The organism is Streptomyces sp. BE20 (genome assembly GCF_036322525.1).
In the GTDB taxonomy this organism is placed as follows: domain Bacteria; phylum Actinomycetota; class Actinomycetes; order Streptomycetales; family Streptomycetaceae; genus Kitasatospora.
This window is the reverse complement of the sequence record NZ_JAQYWW010000957.1, coordinates 23199-41907: the sequence shown is the minus strand read 5'-3', so window position 1 is coordinate 41907 and position 18709 is coordinate 23199. Positions and strand designations below refer to the sequence as shown.

The 18709-nt window shown below is 74.8% G+C and carries 12 protein-coding genes and 1 pseudogene; 8 read left to right on the top strand and 5 right to left on the bottom strand.

Annotated features, from left to right (window positions below; all coding sequences use genetic code 11):
• The first annotated feature begins 321 nt into the window (after positions 1 to 321).
• Positions 322 to 927: a response regulator transcription factor gene (locus PUR61_RS24015; protein WP_329881444.1), complete on the top strand. Its 606-nt coding sequence runs from the start codon at positions 322 to 324 to the stop codon at positions 925 to 927.
• Between the two features lie 165 nt (positions 928 to 1092).
• Here PUR61_RS24015 and PUR61_RS24010 read toward each other — a convergent pair whose 3' ends face one another.
• A complete protein-coding gene (locus PUR61_RS24010) occupies positions 1093 to 2085 on the bottom strand; it encodes a LuxR C-terminal-related transcriptional regulator (RefSeq protein ID WP_329881443.1) in 993 nt (330 codons plus the stop codon).
• 1207 nt (positions 2086 to 3292) lie between these two features.
• Complete coding sequence (locus PUR61_RS24005) at positions 3293 to 6094, bottom strand: hypothetical protein (protein ID WP_329881442.1); 2802 nt, start codon at positions 6092 to 6094, stop codon at positions 3293 to 3295.
• A 1004-nt stretch (positions 6095 to 7098) separates the two neighbouring features.
• Here PUR61_RS24005 and PUR61_RS24000 point away from each other — a divergent pair.
• From PUR61_RS24000 to PUR61_RS23985, 4 genes and pseudogenes are all read left to right on the top strand, one after another.
• On the top strand, positions 7099 to 7377 hold the full coding sequence (locus PUR61_RS24000) for a hypothetical protein (RefSeq protein WP_329881441.1): 279 nt from the start codon (positions 7099 to 7101) through the stop codon (positions 7375 to 7377).
• Positions 7378 to 7447: 70 nt separating this feature from the next.
• A complete protein-coding gene (gene lysA, locus PUR61_RS23995) occupies positions 7448 to 8902 on the top strand; it encodes a diaminopimelate decarboxylase (RefSeq protein WP_329881440.1) in 1455 nt (484 codons plus the stop codon).
• 190 nt (positions 8903 to 9092) lie between these two features.
• Positions 9093 to 9545 (top strand): annotated as a pseudogene (locus PUR61_RS23990) (SRPBCC family protein); the annotation flags it as partial.
• A 402-nt stretch (positions 9546 to 9947) separates the two neighbouring features.
• Complete coding sequence (locus tag PUR61_RS23985) at positions 9948 to 10319, top strand: low affinity iron permease family protein (RefSeq protein ID WP_329881439.1); 372 nt, start codon at positions 9948 to 9950, stop codon at positions 10317 to 10319.
• Between the two features lie 106 nt (positions 10320 to 10425).
• On the opposite strand, the gene PUR61_RS23980 is transcribed toward PUR61_RS23985, so the two are convergent.
• A complete protein-coding gene (locus tag PUR61_RS23980) occupies positions 10426 to 11367 on the bottom strand; it encodes a nitrilase-related carbon-nitrogen hydrolase (protein ID WP_329881438.1) in 942 nt (313 codons plus the stop codon).
• A 199-nt stretch (positions 11368 to 11566) separates the two neighbouring features.
• Here PUR61_RS23980 and PUR61_RS23975 point away from each other — a divergent pair, with 199 nt between their 5' ends.
• Positions 11567 to 12568: a LacI family DNA-binding transcriptional regulator gene (locus tag PUR61_RS23975; RefSeq protein ID WP_329881437.1), complete on the top strand. Its 1002-nt coding sequence runs from the start codon at positions 11567 to 11569 to the stop codon at positions 12566 to 12568.
• 30 nt (positions 12569 to 12598) lie between these two features.
• Here PUR61_RS23975 and PUR61_RS23970 read toward each other — a convergent pair whose 3' ends face one another.
• The gene (locus PUR61_RS23970; protein WP_329881436.1) at positions 12599 to 13150 is read right to left on the bottom strand and encodes an adenylate kinase; all 552 of its coding nucleotides are present in this window, start codon (positions 13148 to 13150) and stop codon (positions 12599 to 12601) included.
• A 171-nt stretch (positions 13151 to 13321) separates the two neighbouring features.
• On the opposite strand from PUR61_RS23970, the gene PUR61_RS23965 reads away from it, so the two are divergent.
• Both PUR61_RS23965 and PUR61_RS23960 read left to right on the top strand, forming a co-directional pair.
• Complete coding sequence (locus tag PUR61_RS23965) at positions 13322 to 13693, top strand: gamma-glutamylcyclotransferase family protein (protein ID WP_329881435.1); 372 nt, start codon at positions 13322 to 13324, stop codon at positions 13691 to 13693.
• 195 nt (positions 13694 to 13888) lie between these two features.
• Positions 13889 to 18283: a molybdopterin-dependent oxidoreductase gene (locus tag PUR61_RS23960; protein WP_329881434.1), complete on the top strand. Its 4395-nt coding sequence runs from the start codon at positions 13889 to 13891 to the stop codon at positions 18281 to 18283.
• Here the strand turns inward: PUR61_RS23960 and PUR61_RS23955 are convergent.
• The gene (locus PUR61_RS23955) at positions 18277 to 18597 is read right to left on the bottom strand and encodes a putative quinol monooxygenase (protein ID WP_329881433.1); all 321 of its coding nucleotides are present in this window, start codon (positions 18595 to 18597) and stop codon (positions 18277 to 18279) included. The genes PUR61_RS23960 and PUR61_RS23955 overlap by 7 nt on opposite strands.
• Positions 18598 to 18709: the final 112 nt, after the last annotated feature.

The following is an 18709-nucleotide window of genomic DNA, read 5'->3' as shown; positions in this document are numbered from 1 at the left end:
GTCGATCACCAGTGCGCATGGTGGTCCGGGCCGGTTGCGGCGGACAAGGCTTTGACCTGCTTTTACTGACACTTGTCACGTCCATGCGCCGGGAAGGTCGGGTCGGCGGGGGAGCCGGGATACGTTGAAGGGTCACCAGTGACACGCGTAGACCCGCAAAGGTCCAGCAGGCAGGCCCCGGATCCGCCAGTCCTGCTGAGGACATGTCCGCTCGCGGACGTCCGGATCCGTCGACGGGGCCGGAGGGCCGGCCACACACTGGGCGCGGACCGGATCGATCACCATGAGTTCCGTTCACGGGATCCCAGGGGGGACCTAGTGATGACCATCCGTGTGTTGATAGCCGACGAGCACCTGCTTCCCCTGGAGGCGATCGCCGAGGTGCTCGCGGCCGTGTCCGACTTCGAGGTCGTCGGCGCGGTGAGCAGGAGCTCGCTGATCGTCCCGATGGCGGTGCGCCGGCGGCCCGACGTGGCCGTGCTGGGGATGGGCACCGCGCAGGGCGGCTTCCGTCTGGTGCGGGAGCTGGGCAAGCGGCTGCCCGACTGCCGGGTCGTCATCATGACGGCACGGCCCACCAGGGCTCTGGTGGACCGTGCCGTGTCGGCGGGGGTCCTCGGGGTCATCCCGAAGCAGACGAGGATCCCCCGCCTGGTCGACGCCATCCGGGCCGCCGCCGCGGGCGGCCGGGCGACCGCGTCCGCGCAGCCGTCCCCCCGGGCGCCGGTCGCCGATCAGGTCCTGAGCAACCGCGAGCGCGAGATACTCCGGCTCACCGCGACGGGCGCCTCGGTGAAGGAGGTGGCCCGCGAGCTCTATCTGGCGACGGGAACGGTTCGCAACCTCACCTCGTGCGCGATGAGGAAGCTCGACGGGAGGAATCGGTTCGACGCCGCGCGGATCGCCTTCGAACGGGGACTGCTCTGAGGGCGTTCGTCTCCGGAACGTCCGTCTCCGGAAAGCCCCTCGCGGGGCCGGGCTTTTCCGGAACGGCTTTTTCCGGAAGGAGGATTTCCGGAAGGGAACTTTCCGGAACGGGAGTTTCCGCCGAACGGCGACTGCCGCGGCCGGAAGCGGGGAGGCACCCGGATTTCACGGCGCCATTGCTTCCTGTTCGAGAAGTCCGAGTCGGGTGGCCCGCACCATGCCCGTGAGTCTGTTGTCGGTCTCCAGAACGCGGAGGATGTCGGCGACGAAACGCCGCACCGTCCGGTCGGAGTACCCGAGATGACGGGCGATGGACTTGTCGGTGGCCCCGGCGGCCATCATGCGCAGCACCAGCCTGTGGGTGTCGGTGAGGACCGGCGCCGAACCGGTGGTCCTGCGCCGGCGGGTGTACGGTGCGGCGGTGGACCAGCTGTGCTCGAAGACCCGGGTGAAGATCTGGGCCAGCAGGCCGCCGTTGATCACCACGTTCCGGCGCAGCCCTTCGAGGTGCGACTGGGTGGCGACCTTCTCCCGGTCGAGGATGACCAGGCGCAGCGGCAGCGACTCGGCGGTCCTGATCTCGGCGCCGGACTCCTGGAGTGCACTCACGTACGCGGTGGCGGCCGGGCTGTCGAGGGCCGAGGACGGCGCGATGAGCCGGTAGCGGACTCCCCGTCTGAGCAGTTCGACGTCCTCGCGGAGGCAGAGTTCCAGGGACTCCTGTTCGGTCAGCGTCGGCAGCATCAGCGACACCTCGTACCTGCTGGACGCGTGCAGGTCCCCCAGTCTTCGGCGCAGTTGGTCCCTGGACGCGATGACCTCGACCGCCAGGCCCTCCCGCTCGGACGCCGGCATGGTCAGGAACCCGTTCGTCAGGTCGGCGATCAGGTCGTTGGTGCGGGTGAGCTCGGTGATGCGTTCCTGCTGATCGGCGAACAGGCGTCTCAGGACGCTCTGCGGGGTGGCGACCGGGGTGGTCGAGTCCCGGTCGAGGAGGCCGTTCCCGGTCAGCCACTCCACGGCTTCGTGGACCTGGTCGAGTTCGAGGCCGAGGTTATCGGCAATTTCTTCGTGGCATATGCCGCCGTTCTCGGTGCGGAGAAGTGAGTGGTAGACGCGGTACGCGAAGCGAGCGCCGATCTCGGTTGCCGCGGTCATCGCCGTGTACTCCAGCCGTAGATACGGATCATGAGCGGGGACGCGTGGTTGAGCACGAAAGAAATCCGGAGCGCCTGGCCCCGGCTGGCGACATTACTTGAACCACTTGACCGCCGGTCAAGGGGGCGCGGACGCGGTACCGGTCGTGCGACGGGCGACAGAAAGGCCGACCGTCGGGAGGGGCCCCAGGTCAGTGGCGGCCCGTGGGGGGCGGTGCCGGAATCAACAGGGTGTTGTTCGTGCGCCGCCTGAAACTATGAGGGGTCGCGGTGGCCGGATCCTTCGTCGGGCCCCGTGCGGTCCGTCCCCGCCGGGGATGCCCGGCGAGCCCGCCGGGGCCCTGGGCCGACGGCCGGTGCGGCCGGCCGCCCCGACCCCGCGAGGTCGGGGCCGCGATGCCGCCCTCGCTTCCGCCGCTGACGCTCGTGTGCCGTCTCCGGACCCACCCTCGCCTGCGGACGACCCTCATGGTGGGACGCCTCCGGCGAACGGTCCGGCCGCCTCGCGGGCGGGCGTCGGCGTGGCCTGGTCCGTCGGGCCGAATAGATCCGTCGTCTACGAACTCTTGTGCCGGATGTGGATCTTTTCGGAGCGCGCCCGCCGAAGCCCTCCGGATGGTCCACCGTGGAATTTTCGGCCGGCCGGTGCGAATGTCCCGGCGCCTCGCGGCGACCCCTTCCTCAACCGGTTTCCCCGCCGTGCTCCCCGCGGATCCACGAGCGCATCATCGACGTCGTCCGTGTCCCGGCGCCGCACCGGTTCCCGCCTCGCGACACCCGGACCGGGCCGGATCCGGGGCTGTCGGCCGCACGGCCTGCGCCTGTTCCGGGAGGCCCGATCGGACGATCCGTCGCGGCCGTGGGCCCGCGCGACGGAATTCGTGCACCGGGCGGACCCGGATGCGCCCTTGTCGGAGTAACCTGGAAGGTGCCGGAGAACTTACCGGAAGGACGCAATCGCGAGGAGGATCATGTGCAGACTAGTGGAGCAGGAGCCCTGATTCTGCGACTCGTGATCGCGAAATCCCAGCCCAGCCGTTCGGCCGGGAGATGACGGGATTACCGAGATGCCGGGGGGCGCAGGTGACAAATCCTGTTGTTCGGCGTTCATGCAGGGTGTGGGCCGTTTTCGCAGAGATGCGAAGGCGGCCTTTTTGTTCTTTCGTCGCATGGTGGCCGCCGTGCGATCCCCTCGGGCGGCGCCACGCTCACGCGGTCGGCCGGTCTCCCGCCCTCAGCTCGGTGGCGATCTGACGCCGGCCCGACACGAACGCCTCCAGGACCACCCCCGCACAGATCAGCAGGGCCAGGCCCGCGGTGGGCAGCAGCACCGGCATCAGGAGCGGGGTGAGCGAGCCGCGGGCCTCGGAGCCGACCAGCAGCGACAGGTCGAACGCCGGGCCGAGGAGTCCGACCGCCGCCGCTGCGACCACCCCGCCGCAGACCGCCGCCGCCAGGGTCTGCGGGATCGTCTCGGTGATGATCAGTGCCAGCCCCTGGCGGGGGCGCAGGCCCATGGTGCGCAGCCGGGCGAGCAGTGCCGCACGGTCGGGGGACGCCCGCAGCAGCGTCAGCAGGACGGCGAGCAGCGCGAATCCGGCACCGGCGGCGACCGCGGACCGGAACAGCCGCGCGGCGGAGCGCTGGAGCGGGTCGGCGGCGAGTTCGGCGTCCACCTCGCCGCTGGTGCGCACCGTGTACCCGGCAGGCACCTTGTCCGGGTCCTCGCTGATGGCCCGGGCCTCCTCGCGCAGGAGTCCGGCCACGCCGGTCACCTCGGTGAGGCCGCGCTCCATGACCAGGGACCTGAGCCGGCCCGGGTCGATGTCGCCGGCGGCGAGCCAGCTGGTGGCCCCCGCGAGCGCGGGAACCCGTGCGACGGAGGGTCCCGCGGGCACGACGACGAACGCGCGGACGGCGTCCGGGATCGCGGGAGTGGCGTCGACGCGACCCGCGACGCCGGTGAGCAGTTCGCCGCCGGGGACGCGCAACCGCTGCGGGCCGTCGGACAGTTCCCCGGCGAGGCCCGTGCTGATCAGGGCGGGCACCGGGGTGTCGGGGCCGCCGTGCGGGCCGGCCAGCACGGCGGGGTCGAAGGTGCCGGCGCCGGTCGTCCGGGCGATCTCGGCGTACGCGGTTGGCTCGGCCACCACCAGGGTGACCTGGAGGGCGGTCCGGCCGGCGCGCAGGACGTAGGTCTGCCCCTCGACCCGGACCGCGGTCGAGGCTCGCACGCCCGGCATGGCCGAGGCGGCCGAGGTGAACGCCGCCGGGAGGGTGGCGTCGAGCGGGACGGACACTGCGGCATCGCCGCCCACGGCCGTCCGGGCCGCCTGCAGCCGGACGCCGTCGAGGGTGGCGAGCACGGTGGTTCCGAAACCGGCGGTGCTGACGGCCAGCAGCAGGGCGAGGGGTGCCAGCACCGCCGGCCGGTGGCGGCCCGAGGCGTCGCGGGTGGCCCGGGCGAGGCCGAGGAAGCCGGTCAGGCCGCGGCCGTGCCGGGCGAGCAGGGCCAGCCGGCCGGCCACGAGCGGTTGGACGCGGGCCAGCAGCAGGCCGCCGGTGAGCGCGAGCAGCAGGGGCGCGGTCACCAGCAGCGGGTCGGTGCCGGTTCCGGGGGCGAGGCCGCGCCGGCGGACCTCGACCACGGCCGCGACGGTGACGGCCAGGACGGCGAGTTCGCCGACGATCCGCCGCCGGCCGTTCCCACCGGCGGCGGTGCGGGCCCGGCCCGGGGGGAGGACGGCCCGGACCGGGAAGGCCAGGACCGCGAGCAGGGTGGCGGTCACGGCCGCGAGTACGGCCGCGCCCCACCGGGGGGTGGGCAGCAGCGTCAGCGCGAGTGCGGTGGCGACGGCGGCGGCGGGCAGGACGGTCACCGCGCCCTCGCCCAGCAGCCGCAGCAGGATGCCCGGGCGTGAACCGCCGCGGGCCCGGAGCAGCCGGATCTCGGCGGCGCGCCGGTCGGCGGCGAGGGCGGCGGCCAGGCAGAGCACCACGGTGGCGACGCCCGCGACGCCGGCCGGGCCGATCGCCGCGAGCGGGGCGGCGGCCTCGTACCGGGTGGTGGCGCTGGCGAGGACCTCGGTCAGGAAGGTGCTGAACTGGAGCTCGGGCCGGTCGGTCACTTCGGCGACCTTGAGGGAGCCGGGCCCGGACAGGTACGAGGCGAGCGCGGAGCGCGTCTCGGCGAGCCGGTCCGCGCGCAGGGCGTGGGGGTCGATGGGCAGGCGCCAGAAGTTCTCCCCGCCCTCGCCCCAGGCGGCCAGCGCGGACAGGTTCTCGCCACCGGTGAACCCGCTGGTCACCCACCGGATGCTGCCGTCCTCCCGGATCTTCAGGCAGGCGCGTTCCGGGCAGGTCAGGACCTCCCAGAAACGGTCGTCGGGGTCGTCGGCGCGGTAGAGCCCGACGATCCGGGCGCGGGCCGGGCCGCCGTTGTCGACGAGGTCGCCGATCCCGGCGTGGACGGTCTCGGCGGCGGCCCGGCTGAGGACGACGGGCAGGGGCTCGCCCGGTGCCGAGGGGCCGGGCCAGACGCCCTCGGTCAGGGTCGCGTGTTCGGCCAGGCCGTGCAGGTAGAGCACGGAGAGCACGGGGGCGTCGCCGTGCGGGCGGTCGTACCCCTCGTTCAGCATCGGCCGGTCGATCCGGGCGCGGGTGCCGTAGTTCTCGCCGTCCCGGGTGAGCGGGAGGTTCGGGGTGATCTGTTCGACCAACCGGTCGCGCAGGGCGTCGAGTCGGGCGCCGTCCTCGCCGGGCCGCGGAGCGACGCCGGCCTGCAGGGTGGTCCCGTTGACGCCGCGGTCCAGGACGAACTGCCGCAGCGCGCCGTCCGCGCCCCGGTCGGCGGCGCGCGGGAGGGCCACCGCGAGGAAGACGGTGAGGAGCGTGAGCACGGCCGTGAGCAGGGAGGCGACGGGGGCCGAGCGCAGCCGGGTGCGGACCCAGGGCGCGGGACGGTGGTCGTCGGTCGGGACGGGCGCGGTGGCGCCGGCCTTGGTGGTCACATCTCCTCCACGGGGCGCCGCCGGGCGGCCACGTTGCGACGGCGGCGGCCCCGTCCGGCAGGGGCGCACGGCACAGCGGTCACCGGATAGCGGACGATCTTTTCAGACGCGGTCCGGGAACGGAAGGCGTGTGCGTGAAGGGGTAGGCAGGTCCGAATTCCCCGCACGGGCGCGGCTGCACCTTCGGGCATCGGGCGTCCGGTACGTCGCGCGAGGACGCCGGTAGCCGGTCGCCTCACGCCGGGCCCGGGCGGCGGCCTCGGCGCCTGGCCCTGGTCCGCGTCCGACCCCACCGCGCACCCCGGCGCACCCCCCGTGCGGTGCCTCCGGTACGTCCCCGCACCTGCCGACGGCCCTGCGGGCAGCCACTACCGCCCCGCGCGCGGATCCGGGATGATCGGCGAAGGCGAACCGACGGGGACGGCGGCGCACCTGGCACGGCGACGGCACACGGGCGAGCGTCCCGGCGCAGCGGATCTCGACGGGCCCAAGCCCTGGGCCCGACCGGCGGAGACCGGCGCGGAATCGGTGACGACGGAGGAACGGGCCGGGACCGACACCCAGCGACACACCGGCACCGAGCGGCGCGCCGCGGACCGGGCCGACGCCCCCGGCGCGAACTCGCCGGGGAGACGGGCATCGCCGGTGCCGAGTTCACGGGATACGCCGGGGCCGTCGACTTCACGACCGTCCACGGCCTCCGTGCGCGCCGGCACGTCTTCACCGCCCGGGTCCCCGCCGGGCAGCCGGTCGCCCTCAGCGACGAGCACGACCGCTTCACCTGGGCGGCACCGGGCGACGAACGGGTCGCCGCGCTCCGCACCCCGCGCCCCTGACCGGCGGCGGCGCACCCGTCCGCGCCGTCGGGCGTCAGGAAGGCGTCAAGGACGGGCCGGTGGGCGTAGACCGTGCGTCAAGGGGGCGGCGCCCGGCCCGCGGCGGGTCTCCACTGGAACTGCGGGCCCCCGACCGGTGCCCGCGACCCCACCGGAAGGACGCCCCCCATGAGCGAGATCCAGGCCGTCGCCACCGCCGTCACCGTCGCGAGGCCGCCGTACGGGACCGGCCGGAACCTCCCGGCGCGCCGTGCCGACTGGGCTCCGGTCCGTGAGATCCGCCCGGTCCGGGGCGAGGGCGAGGGCGAGGGCGAGGGCGAGGGCGAGGGCGCGGACACGGGCGCGGGGCCGACGTCGGGTCCGGGCGCGGACGAGGCCGTGGACGCCGACCGGCGGCCGCGCGGGCGTGCGGCGCACTGCCGGATCGCCATGTGGTACGTCGACTGACGCCGTCCGCAGCCCCCCGCGAGGCCCGCCCCGCCGCACCCCGAGACCCTGACAGCAGGAGCCGCACGCCATGACGAAGCAGGTCACCGCCCCGTTCACCGCCCCTGCCACCGCCCCGTTCGCGGTCCCGCTCGCGGCCCTCCCCGCGCCCGGCGCCGCTCCGGCCGCCGCTTCCGTCCGACCCTCCGGCCCCTCGGCGGTCGGCCGGACGGGAGCGGCCGAAGCGGTCGGCACCGGACCCTGGCCGGCCTCGGCGCGCCCGGGACGCGGCGGGGACCTGACGGTCGGGGGCGTGTCCCTGGCCGAGGCCGCCGACCGCTTCGGCACCCCCCTCTACGTCCTGGACGAGGCCGAGGTGCGTGCCCGTGCCCGCGCCTTCCGGCAGGCCCTGCCGCAGGCCGACGTGCTCTACGCGGCCAAGGCCTTCCTGTGCAGCGCGATGGCCGACTGGGTCTCCGAGGAGGGGCTCGGGCTGGACGTCTGCTCGGCCGGTGAGCTCCGGCTGGCGGTCGCGGCGGGCTTCCCGGCCCGGCGGATCGTGCTGCACGGCAACGCCAAGACCCCGGAGGAGCTGAGGCTCGCCCGCCGCCTCCGGGTCGGCCGGATCGTCATCGACGGGCCCTCGGAGATCTCCCGGCTGGCGGCCCTGGTGGCGGCGGACACCCCGCAGCGGGTGCTGGTCCGCGTGGTCCCCGGGATCGCCGCCGGTCACCACGAGGCCGTGCGCACGGGCGTCGGCGGCCAGAAGTTCGGCTTCCCGATCGACGGCGGCGACGCGGCGGACGCCGTCGCCCGGGTGCTGGCCCAGCCCGGCCTCGACCTCGCCGGCCTCCACTGCCACCTGGGTTCCCAGATCACCGAGGTCGAGCCCTACCTCGCCGCCGTGGACACCGTCGTGCGGTTCCTGGCCGGGGTACGGGCCCGCCACGGCATCGAACTGCCCGAGCTGGACCTCGGCGGCGGCCACGGCATCCGGTACCTGCCGGGGGACGACGAGCTCGACCCCGCGGACTTCGCCGACCGGGTGACCGCCCGGCTGGCCGCCCGCTGCGCCGAGTCCGGCCTCGCCGTGCCGCGGCTGGTGGTCGAGCCGGGCCGCGCGATCGTCGGGCCGGCCGGGGTGGCGGTCTACCGCGTGCTGTCGGTGAAGCACACCGCCGACGGCCGGGTCTTCGCCGCCGTCGACGGTGGCATGAGCGACAACCCGCGGCCCTCGCTCTACGGCTCGCGCTACACCGTCCGGCTGGTGGGCCGGCCCTCCGATGCCCCGCCGGCCCGGGCCGACGTGGTCGGTCGGCACTGCGAGGCGGGCGACGTCCTGGTCCGGGACGCCCGGCTGCCCGCCGACCTGCGCGCCGGTGACCTGCTGGCCGTCCCGGCGGCCGGCGCGTACCAGCTCTCGATGGCCTCCGGCTACAACCTGGTCGGCCGCCCGGCCGTCGCCGCGGTCCGTGACGGCCGGGCCCGCCTGCTGATCCGCCGGGAGACGGTCGAGGACTTCCGGGCCCGTGAGGTCGGCCGCTGACCTGCGGGCCGCGTGCCTCCGCCGCCGTCCCGGGACCCCCCGTCTCCCGGGCGGGAGCGGCCCGCTGCCGTCGCCGCCCGGGCCGGTCCGGTCGGGCGACATCGGATTCGTCTGATTACCAGCCCGATCAGCGGGCAGGCGCTCCGACGGTACGGAACTGCTGTGCCGCTCGATTCGGAAGGAGACTGTTGTGAGCACCGTGAAGGAGTCCATCGACGTGGACGTCCCGCTGCACAACGCCTACAACCAGTGGACGCAGTTCGAGGAGTTCCCGCGCTTCATGGACGGAGTCGAGGAGGTCCGCCAGACGGACGACCGGCACTGCCACTGGACGACGAAGGTCGCAGGCGCCCGCCGCGAGTTCGACACCGAGATCGTCGACCAGCTCCCCGACGAGCGGATCGCATGGCGCACGGTGGGCGGTGACGTCCAGCAGATGGGCGTCGTGACGTTCCACCGCATCGACGACTCGCACACCACGGTGAGTCTGGCCATGGAGTTCGAGCCGCACGGCATGGCCGAGAAGGCCGGCGCGATGCTCGGCGTCCTGGACCGGCAGGTCAAGGGCGACCTGAAGCGCTTCAAGGGCTTCATCGAGGAGCGGGGCCGGGAGACCGGCGGCTGGCGCGGCCGGCTGGCGCCGGACGGCAGCGGCGGCCCGGTCGGCGGCGCGGACACCCCGGCCGCCGGTGGCGGCCCGGTCGGCGGGATCGGCGACGCGCCCGTGCGGGAGACGCCTCAGGCCCGGATGACCGGCGAGGGCGCACCGCCCGCGCCCGACGGCCGGGACGACCCCCGCCGGGGCTGACGCCGCGGCGTCAGGACACCCGCGCCCGCACGACCACGTTTCCAAGGGCGGACGGCGGCCACCGATCGGTGGCCGCCCGTCCCGGAAGGACCGGTGGAGGATGACCGAGTTCGGCGCCGCCCGCTCCGGTGAGGAGTGCGCCCCGGCCCGGAGCACGGCCGGGGCTGCGGCAGGGACCCGGCGGGCGCCGCGCGGCGCCCGCCGGGTCCGCTCGCGGTGGACGGGAGGGCGAGGGACATGACGCTCTCCCACCCCGCCACCCGAGGTGAGGACGGCGAGCGGGGCCGGTTCGAGCGGCTCGCCGAGAACGCCTCCAACCTGACCGGCTCGCCGGCGTTCTCCGTGTTCTGCGTCGTGCTGGTGGCCGCCTTCTTCGCGGTCCACGCGGCGGGTCTGTCGACGGAGTGGCAGATCCTCGTCGGCGACACGATGGCCGCGGTCACGCTGCTGTTGCTGGCGCTGCTCAAGAACGCCGAGCGGCGCGCCGAGCACGCCGTCCAGCGCAAGCTCGACGCGATCGCCGCCGCCCTCCTCGAACAGCACGAGGGCCACGAGGGGGAGGCCCACCGGCAGCTCCGGAAGGCGATCCGCATGGAGGAACGCCTCTGACGCCCGCTCCGCCGACCCCTCCGGACAGCCGACGTCGCCGGACGTCGGTGCCGTCGGTGCCGGTGCCCCCGCAGTCGGGGGCACCGGCATCCGGCGTTCCCGCGCGTCAGCCCCGGGCGGTCAGCGGCGCGTAGGCGTCCGGGCGGCGGGTGGAGTTGAACGGGAAGAGTTCGAGCCAGTCGTGGCGCTGGTCGAGGTCGAGGTCGGCGACCAGGACGGCGGCCTCGTCGCGCGGGGCCTGCGCGAGAACGCGGCCGTAGGGGTCCACGATGAAGGAGCTGCCGTAGAAGGTGAGCTCGCCCTCGACGCCGGTGCGGTTGGGGACGATCATGAACGTGGCGTTGGCGATGGCGTTGCCGGTGATGACCTTCTGCCACAGCGGCTGGGTGTCGAAGCCGGGGTGGCCGGGCTCGGAGCCGATGGCGGTGGGGTAGATGAGGGCGTCGGCGCCGGCGAGGGAGTAGGCGCGGGCGAGCTCGGGGAACCACTGGTCCCAGCAGGTGGGCATGCCCACGGCGGCGCCGCCGACCTCGGCCAGCGGGAACGCGTCGTCGCCGGCGGGGCCCTGGCGGAACCAGGTGTCCTCGTAGTAGCCCTCGGTCACGGGGATGTGGAGCTTGCGGGTGCGCTGCACCAGGGTGCCGTCGGGTGCCACCAGGATCGCGGTGTTGTAGCCGAGGCCGTCGGGGCCCTCCGGGCCGTCGGCCTTCTCGAACAGCGAGGCGTGGACGTGCAGGCCGTGCTCGCGGGCCGCGGCCGCGGCGAAGGCGAAGGTCGGACCGGTCAGCAGGTCCTCGGGCTCGACGGCCTGCGGGTGGTCCGCCTGGCGCAGGACGGCGAAGTACGGGGAGAGCGTCAGCTCCTGGAGCGCGACCAGGCTCGCGCCCTGCTCGGCGGCCAGGCGGATGCCCTCCAGCAGACCGGCGCGGTGCTGTTCCGGGTCCTGGTGCCAGCGCTGCTGGACGACGGCCACCCGCAGGGCGGCGCGCTGCGGGGCGCGGGTGCGGGCCGGGGAGGCCGGCGGGTTCAGGGCGGTGATCAGACGCATGGCGGTTCCCGGGGGTGGCTGGGCCGGCGGCCTCGTCGCCGCCGTGCCGGAACGTTCCGGCACGGGGAAGAGTAGCCATGCCGGAACGTTCCGGCAATACGCGCCGGAGACCGCCCGCCGTGCCCCGGCCGGCGAACGGGATCGAGGGCGGGCCCGAGGTGGGGAGCGCGCCCCGGGGCGGTGTCTAGACTTCCGGGCTGTGACCAGCCAACCTGTGACCCTGTTCGACGTGGCCCGGGCGGCCGGGGTGTCCAAGAGCACGGCCTCCGACGCGCTGCAGGGCTCCGGCAGGGTCGCGGAGGCCACCCGTGAACGCGTCCGGGCGGCGGCCCGCGAGCTCGGCTACCGCCCCAACTCGGCCGCTCGCAGCCTCCGCCGCTCCAGCACCGGGGCGATCGGCCTGCACCTGCCGCGGACGGCGACGCGCCTGGAGTACTACATGAACCTGGCGTTCGGCGCGGTCGAGCGGGCCAGGGAGGACGGACTGGACCTCGTCCTGCTGGCCCCGGGGACGGCGTCCGGCGGCGGACTCGCCGCGCGGGTGGACGGCCTGCTGGTGATCGACCCCGAGGTCGACGACCCGGAGGTCCCGTACCTGCTGGGCTCCGGCGTGCCGGTGGTGACGGGGGAGCGCTACCTGGGCGGCGGCGTCGCCCCCAGCGGCGCGGTGGTGTGCGACAACGCCGCCTCGCTCGCCTCGCTGCTCGATCACCTCGCGGCGCGCGGAGCACGCCGCCCGGCGCTGCTGGCCCCCGGCCCGGGGTCCGACTGGGCCGCGGCGCTGCGGGCCGCCGCCGCCGACTGGACCCGGCAGCAGGGCGTCGAGGTCACGGTGCGGACGGTCCCGTTCGCGGCCACGCCCGCCGAGGCGGAGGCCGCCACCGCGGAGCTGCTCGCCGGCACCCCGGGCCTGGACGCGGTGGTGTGCGCCCCCGACGGCGCGGTGCCCGGCGTGCTGACGGCCGCGGCCCGGGCGGGCCTGCGGGTCGGCGCGGACCTGCTGGTGGCCGCGTGCGTCGACGGCCCCGCGGCGCGGGGGGCGAGCCCGCAGGTGACGGCGGTGGACCTGCGCGCGGCGCAGTACGGACGCGCGTGCGCGGAGCTGCTGAGCGATCTGCTGGCGGGAGCGGCGGTCCCCGGCGTGGTGCGCCGGCACGACTGGGCACTGCGCGTCCGGGCGTCCACCGCCGGCCACGGCTGACCGGCCGCCCCCAGCCGGCACCGACCGGACCTACCGCTCCGTCGTGGTGCCGGGGCGGGCGGGGAGCGGCCGGGGGACCGTGCGCAGCCAGGCGCGGGCGGCCCGGGCCGAGGTGAGGTGGACCAGCGTCAGCCCGGGGTTGGCGGCGAGGCGGTCCAGGGTCCGTCGGCGGTACGCGGAGTGCTGGCTCCAGGCCCGGCGGATCGGGTGCTCCGGGTCGCGCCACTCCCGGAAGTGCTCCCGGTTGCCGTTCCACAGCTCGCGGCGGGTGAGCGCACGGGCGAGCGAGCGGCGCAGGACGCGGTGCATGACGGTGTACCGGGGCAGGTCGAGCCAGACGTAGGTGTCGGCCCGGGTGGTCAGCAGATCCCCGAGCAGCCCGGTGTACTGGTCCTCGGTGACCCAGCGGGCGGTGTGCGCGAACGCCTCGACGTCGGAGCGGAACGCGGGCCGCGGGGTCCAGTTCGGCCCGTGGTGCAGGGCGTCCAGTTCGTACTGCGGCAGGCCGAGCCGCGCGGCCAGCCGCCCCGCCGCCGTCGTCTTGCCCGCACCCGGGATGCCCGCGACCAGTACCCGCTCCACGGCCGTCACCCTAGTCCGTGGAGCGCGGACCCCGTACACTGCCGGGCCCGGCGGCCTGGTCGGCGGAGCGCCCCGAAGGGCAGGATTCGCGTCACGGTGCTGCACCGTGCGAATCGCGTTCGATAGGTTGGGGCCGGCGTGCGCAACCGAGTCCGCGGAGGGGTTCTCTCGATGACCGATCAGACGGTCCACCACCTGTTCTCCTACGGGACGCTCCAGCTCCCCGGGGTCCAGCTCGCCCGGTTCGGCCGGCGCCTCGACGGGCGGCCGGACGCGCTGCCGGGCTTCCGCCTGACCTCCATCGCGATCACGGACCCGGAGGTGATCGCGGCCAGCGGCACCGACCGCCACCCCCTGGTGGTGGCCTCCGCCGAGGGCGGCGACGCGGTGGAGGGAAGCGTCTTCGCCCTCACCGACGCCGAGCTCGCCGCGGCGGACGACTACGAGGTCGACGACTACGCCAGGACCGAGGTCGTCCTGCGGTCCGGTACCAGGGCCTGGGCCTACCTCGACGCCGGTCCCCGGGACGTCACGGCCCTCTGAGCGGGGACCGCACGCCGAGGATGTCGCCCCGGACGGGGCGCGGACCGGCCGCCGCTGCGCTCACGGCGGCCCGGAGCATGTGTGCGATCCGGTTAACTCCCCGATCCACGGGCCGTGACAAGGCGGTAATGCGGCCTTCCTAGGGTCACGATCGTGGGAGCTTCCCACCGCTTGGTCCTTCGGGAGGGAGTCTCGGTGACGACGCCAGGTTCGAAGGCGGACAGTGTGCGGACGGTCTGCTCGTACTGCGGCGTCGGCTGCGGCATCGTGCTCGACATCGGCCGGGACGCCGTCAGCGGCCGGCGCACCGTCGTGAAGGCGGTCGGGGACCGGAAGCACCCGGCGAACCGCGGGCGGCTCTGCACGAAGGGCGCGACCGGCGCCGAGCTGATGGCCGCCTCCGGGCGGGCCACCAGAGCCCTGGTCCGTGCCGAGCGCGGCGCCGAGCCGGCCGAGGCGGACGTCGACGAGGCGATCACGGCAGTGGCCGGACGCCTGCGGGCGATCCTGGACCGGCACGGCCCCGACGCACTCGCCTTCTACGTCTCCGGGCAGATGTCCCTGGAGGCGCAGTACCTGGCGAACAAGCTCGCCAAGGGGTTCGTGCGGACCCACCGGATCGAGTCGAACTCCCGGCTCTGCATGGCCTCGGCCGGCACCGGTTACAAGCTGTCGCTCGGCGCGGACGGCCCGCCCGGCTCGTACCAGGACTTCGACCACGCGGACGTGTTCCTCGTCATCGGCTCGAACATGGCCGACTGCCACCCGATCCTGTTCCTGCGGATGATGGACCGGATCAGGTCGGCCGGGGCGAAGCTCGTCGTCGTCGACCCGCGGCGCAACGCCACCGCCGACAAGGCCGACCTGTTCCTGCAGATCCGGCCGGGGACCGACCTCGCCCTGCTGAACGGACTGCTGCACCTGCTGGTGGCGAACGGCCACACCGACGAGGCGTTCATCGCGGAGTTCACCGACGGCTGGGAGGCGATGCCCGCCTTCCTGGCGGACTACCCGCCGGCGAGGGTCGCCGAGATCACCGGGATACCGGAGGCCGACATCCGGCAGGCCGCGCAGTGGATCGGTGCGGCGGGGGAGTGGACGAGCTGCTGGACGATGGGCCTCAACCAGTCCACCCACGGCACCTGGAACACCAACGCCCTGGTCAACCTGCACCTCGCGACGGGTGCGATCTGCCGCCCCGGCAGCGGCCCGTTCTCGCTGACCGGCCAGCCCAACGCGATGGGCGGCCGGGAGATGGGGTACATGGGCCCGGGCCTGCCCGGCCAGCGATCGGTTCTCGTGGACGCCGAGCGGGCCTTCGTCGAGGACCTGTGGGGGATCGGGGCGGGCACCCTGCGCACCGACGTCGGGCGCGGCACGGTCGAGATGTTCGAGCAGATGGCCGCCGGTGACGTCAAGGCGTGCTGGATCATCTGCACCAATCCGGTGGCCTCCGTCGCCAACCGCAGGACCGTCATCGCCGCCCTGGAGGCCGCGGAACTGGTCATCACCCAGGACGTGTTCACGGAGACCGAGACCAACGCGTACGCGGACGTGGTGCTGCCCGCCACGCTGTGGGCCGAGTCCGACGGCGTCATGATCAACTCGGAGCGGAACCTCACCCTCGTCCAGGGCGTCGTCGACCCGCCCGGGCAGGCCCTGCCCGACTGGCAGCTGATCGCCCGGGTGGCCTGCGCGATGGGCTTCGCCGACGCCTTCACCTACGCGAGCGCCGAGGAGGTCTTCGAGGAGCTCAAGCGGGCCTGGAACCCGGCGACCGGCTGGGACCTGCGCGGCGTCGACTACCGGAGGCTGCGCGAGACCCCGGTGCAGTGGCCGGCGCCGTCCCCGGACGGCAGCGACCGCAACCCGATCCGCTACCTCAACGACGGCGTCAGCCAGACCCTGCTGGAGCGGGCGGACGGCACCCGTCCCCGGTTGGCGTTCCCCACCGCCGACGGCCGGGCCCGGTTCTTCGGCCGCCCGCACCTGCCCGCCGCCGAACTCCCCGACGACGACTACCCGTTCGTCCTCAACACCGGCCGCCTCCAGCACCAGTGGCACACCCTCACCAAGACCGGAAAGGTCGGCAAGCTCAACCGGCTGAACCCCGGTCCCTTCGTCGAGCTCCACCCGGAGGACGCCGCCGCGATGGGCGCGGAGGAGGGGGACCACGTCGAGGTCGCCTCCCGGCGGGGCCGCGCCGTTCTGCCCGCCGTCGTCACCGACCGGGTCCGCCCGGGCAACTGCTTCGCGCCGTTCCACTGGAACGACCTCTTCGGTGAGTACCTCGGCATCAACGCCGTCACCAACGACGCCGTCGACCCGGCCTCCTTCCAGCCCGAGTTCAAGGCCTGCGCCGTGGCGCTGCGGGTGGTGCCGGCCCCGGTGCCCGCGGACTCCGTGCCGGGGGCGGCGGTGTCGGGGCCCGCCGTCCCACCGCAGGCCCCGGCCGCCCCGCCGCCGGGTGTCGGCGCCGTCCCGGGCGTCGACGCGGGGCCGGGGGCGGCGGTGGAGGGTGGCAGGGCCGGTGCCCTGCCCGCCCTGGCCGCGCTGCTCGGCATCGAGCACCTCGCGCCGCCGGTGCTCGCCGAACCGGAGCGCCGCTACCTGTCCGGCTTCCTCGCCGGGGTCGCGCTGGCGCCGCCCGGCGGCGTGCCGGTGCTGCCGGCCGACGCGCCGTTCGCCCCGGAGACGGCGCGGTGGGTGGACGGCCTGCTGGCCGGGGCGTTCTCCCGGACGGCGACTCCCGCCGCGCCCGCCCCCGCCGCCCCGCTCCACGGGTCGGCCGGCGCCGCCCCCGAACCCGTCCGGGCCCGGGAACTGCTCGTCCTGTGGGCCTCGCAGACCGGCACCGCCGAGGAGTTCGCCGCCGGGGCCGCCGCCCGGCTGGCCGAGGCGGGCCGCCCCCCGGCCCTGCTCGCCATGGCCGACACCACGCCCGGACGGCTCACCGCGGGCACCGACCTGCTCATCGTCACCAGCACCTTCGGCGACGGTGACGCACCCGACAACGGCGCCGACTTCTGGCAGGCGCTGGCCGACGGCGGCGCGGCCCGGCTGGACGGCGTGCGGTACTCCGTCCTCGCCTTCGGCGACTCCAGCTACGACGACTTCTGCGGCCACGGGCGGCGCCTCGACGAACGGCTCGCGGAGCTCGGCGCCACCCGCCTGCACCCGCGGACCGACTGCGAGGCGGACGACGACGAGGCCGCCGGGACGTGGCTGGAGCAGGTCACCGGCGTGCTCGCGGCTCCCCTCGACGCTCCCCTCGTCGGCCCCCTTCCCGGCTCCGTCGCCGACGCGGCCGGCCGGCCGGCCGCCGCCGGGCCGTCCACCGCCGGGCCGTCCGTCACGGCGGGCGGCGCACCGGAGCCTCCCGCGCCCGCCGCCGCGACGGCCCCCGCCGTACCGCCCGCAGCCGCGTCCGCCGCCCTGCTCTCCACGGTCCGGGCCGCCGCGCCGGCCGGCTCCTCGAAGGCGTCCCCCTTCACCACCCTCCTGATCGGCAACCGGGTGCTGAGCCTGCCCGGGGCGCAGAAGGAGGTGCGGCAGTTCGCGTTCGACACCCACGGCGGCAGGCTCGCCTACGAGGCCGGTGACGCCCTCGGGGTGTGGCCGGCCAACGGGTCCGGGCTGGTCGCGGAGTGGCTCGCGCTGACGGGCCTCGACGCGGAGCGGGGCGTGACCCTGCCCGGCGTCGGCGACCTCCCCCTCGGCGAGGCCCTGCGGACCCGGCTCGACATCACCCGCATCACCCCGGACCTGCTCGGCTTCCTCGCCGAGCGCACCGGCGACCGCGACCTCAAGCGGCTGCTGCGGCCGGACAACAAGGGCGAGCTGGCGCGGTGGAGCTGGGGCCGGCAGGCCGCCGACGTGGTCGCGGCCTTCCCGGTCCGGGCGAGCGCCGCCGAGTGGGCCGGCGTGCTCCGGCGGCTCCAGCCCCGGCTTTACTCCGTCTCCTCCAGCCCGCTGGCGCACCCCGGGGAGGTGCGCCTCACGGTGTCCGTGGTCCGCTACACCAACGACCTCGGCCGCGACCGCAACGGCGTCTGCTCGACCTACCTCGCCGACTGCGCCGACGACGGCCCGGTGCAGGTGTTCGTCCAGCGCTCCCCGCACTTCCGCCCGCCGGGCTCCTCCACGACGCCGATGATCATGGTGGGCCCCGGCACCGGCGTCGCGCCGTTCGTCGGCTTCCTGGAGGATCGGCGGGCCCGTGGCCACACCGGCGCGAACTGGCTGTTCTTCGGCGAGCAGCGCGAAGCCACCGACTTCTACTACCGGGAGGAGCTGGAGGCGTTCCGCGCCTCCGGTCACCTGGACCGCCTCGACGTCGCCTTCTCGCGCGACCAGCGCAACAAGGTCTACGTCCAGGACCGGATGCGCGAGCACGGGCCGCGCCTGTGGCGGTGGCTCCAGGACGGTGCCCACGTCTACGTCTGCGGCGACGCCGGCCGGATGGCCAAGGACGTCGACCGGGCGTTGCGGGAGATCGTCGCCGCCCACGGCGGGATGGACGAGGAGTCGGCCGCCGGGTACGTCCGGCAGTTGGCGGGCGACAAGCGCTACGTCCGGGACGTCTACTGATCCCCGCTCGGCCGGTAGGGGCTGTGCATGGTGAGGAAACGGATGTCGAGGTCGGTCTCCAGGTAGTCCATCCGCCGCTCCCAGAAGGCCCGCATGTGGGGGAGGGCGAGGTGGGCGTCGAGGTCGGCCTCGGAGCGCCATGCCTCGTAGAAGACGAAGACGCCGGGCTCCTGGCGGTCCTCGTGGAAGTGGTACTCCAGGCAGCCGGACTCCTGCCGGGTGGGTTCGACGAACGAGAGCAGGAGCTCCTTCAGCTCCTCGGCGCGTTCGGGCCTGGGGCGGGCGGTGCCGACGAGCGTGAACGGCTGGGACATGCGGGGTTCCCCCTCCGGGAGGTCCTGGGACAGGCGTAGGTACAGGAAATCTCGTACCTGGGCGACGCTAGCCGACCCGCAGGTACGATGCAATCCATACCTGGAGGGAGGT

Coding starts and splice junctions, on each gene's coding strand:
- PUR61_RS23980 (WP_329881438.1), bottom strand. CDS start 11,367: ATGCGTCTGATCACCGCCCTGAACCCGCCGGCCTCCCCGGCCCGCACC.
- PUR61_RS24010 (WP_329881443.1), bottom strand. CDS start 2,085: ATGACCGCGGCAACCGAGATCGGCGCTCGCTTCGCGTACCGCGTCTAC.
- PUR61_RS23985 (WP_329881439.1), top strand. CDS start 9,948: ATGACGCTCTCCCACCCCGCCACCCGAGGTGAGGACGGCGAGCGGGGC.
- PUR61_RS23965 (WP_329881435.1), top strand. CDS start 13,322: ATGACCGATCAGACGGTCCACCACCTGTTCTCCTACGGGACGCTCCAG.
- PUR61_RS24000 (WP_329881441.1), top strand. CDS start 7,099: ATGAGCGAGATCCAGGCCGTCGCCACCGCCGTCACCGTCGCGAGGCCG.
- lysA (WP_329881440.1), top strand. CDS start 7,448: ATGACGAAGCAGGTCACCGCCCCGTTCACCGCCCCTGCCACCGCCCCG.
- PUR61_RS24015 (WP_329881444.1), top strand. CDS start 322: ATGACCATCCGTGTGTTGATAGCCGACGAGCACCTGCTTCCCCTGGAG.
- PUR61_RS23955 (WP_329881433.1), bottom strand. CDS start 18,597: ATGTCCCAGCCGTTCACGCTCGTCGGCACCGCCCGCCCCAGGCCCGAA.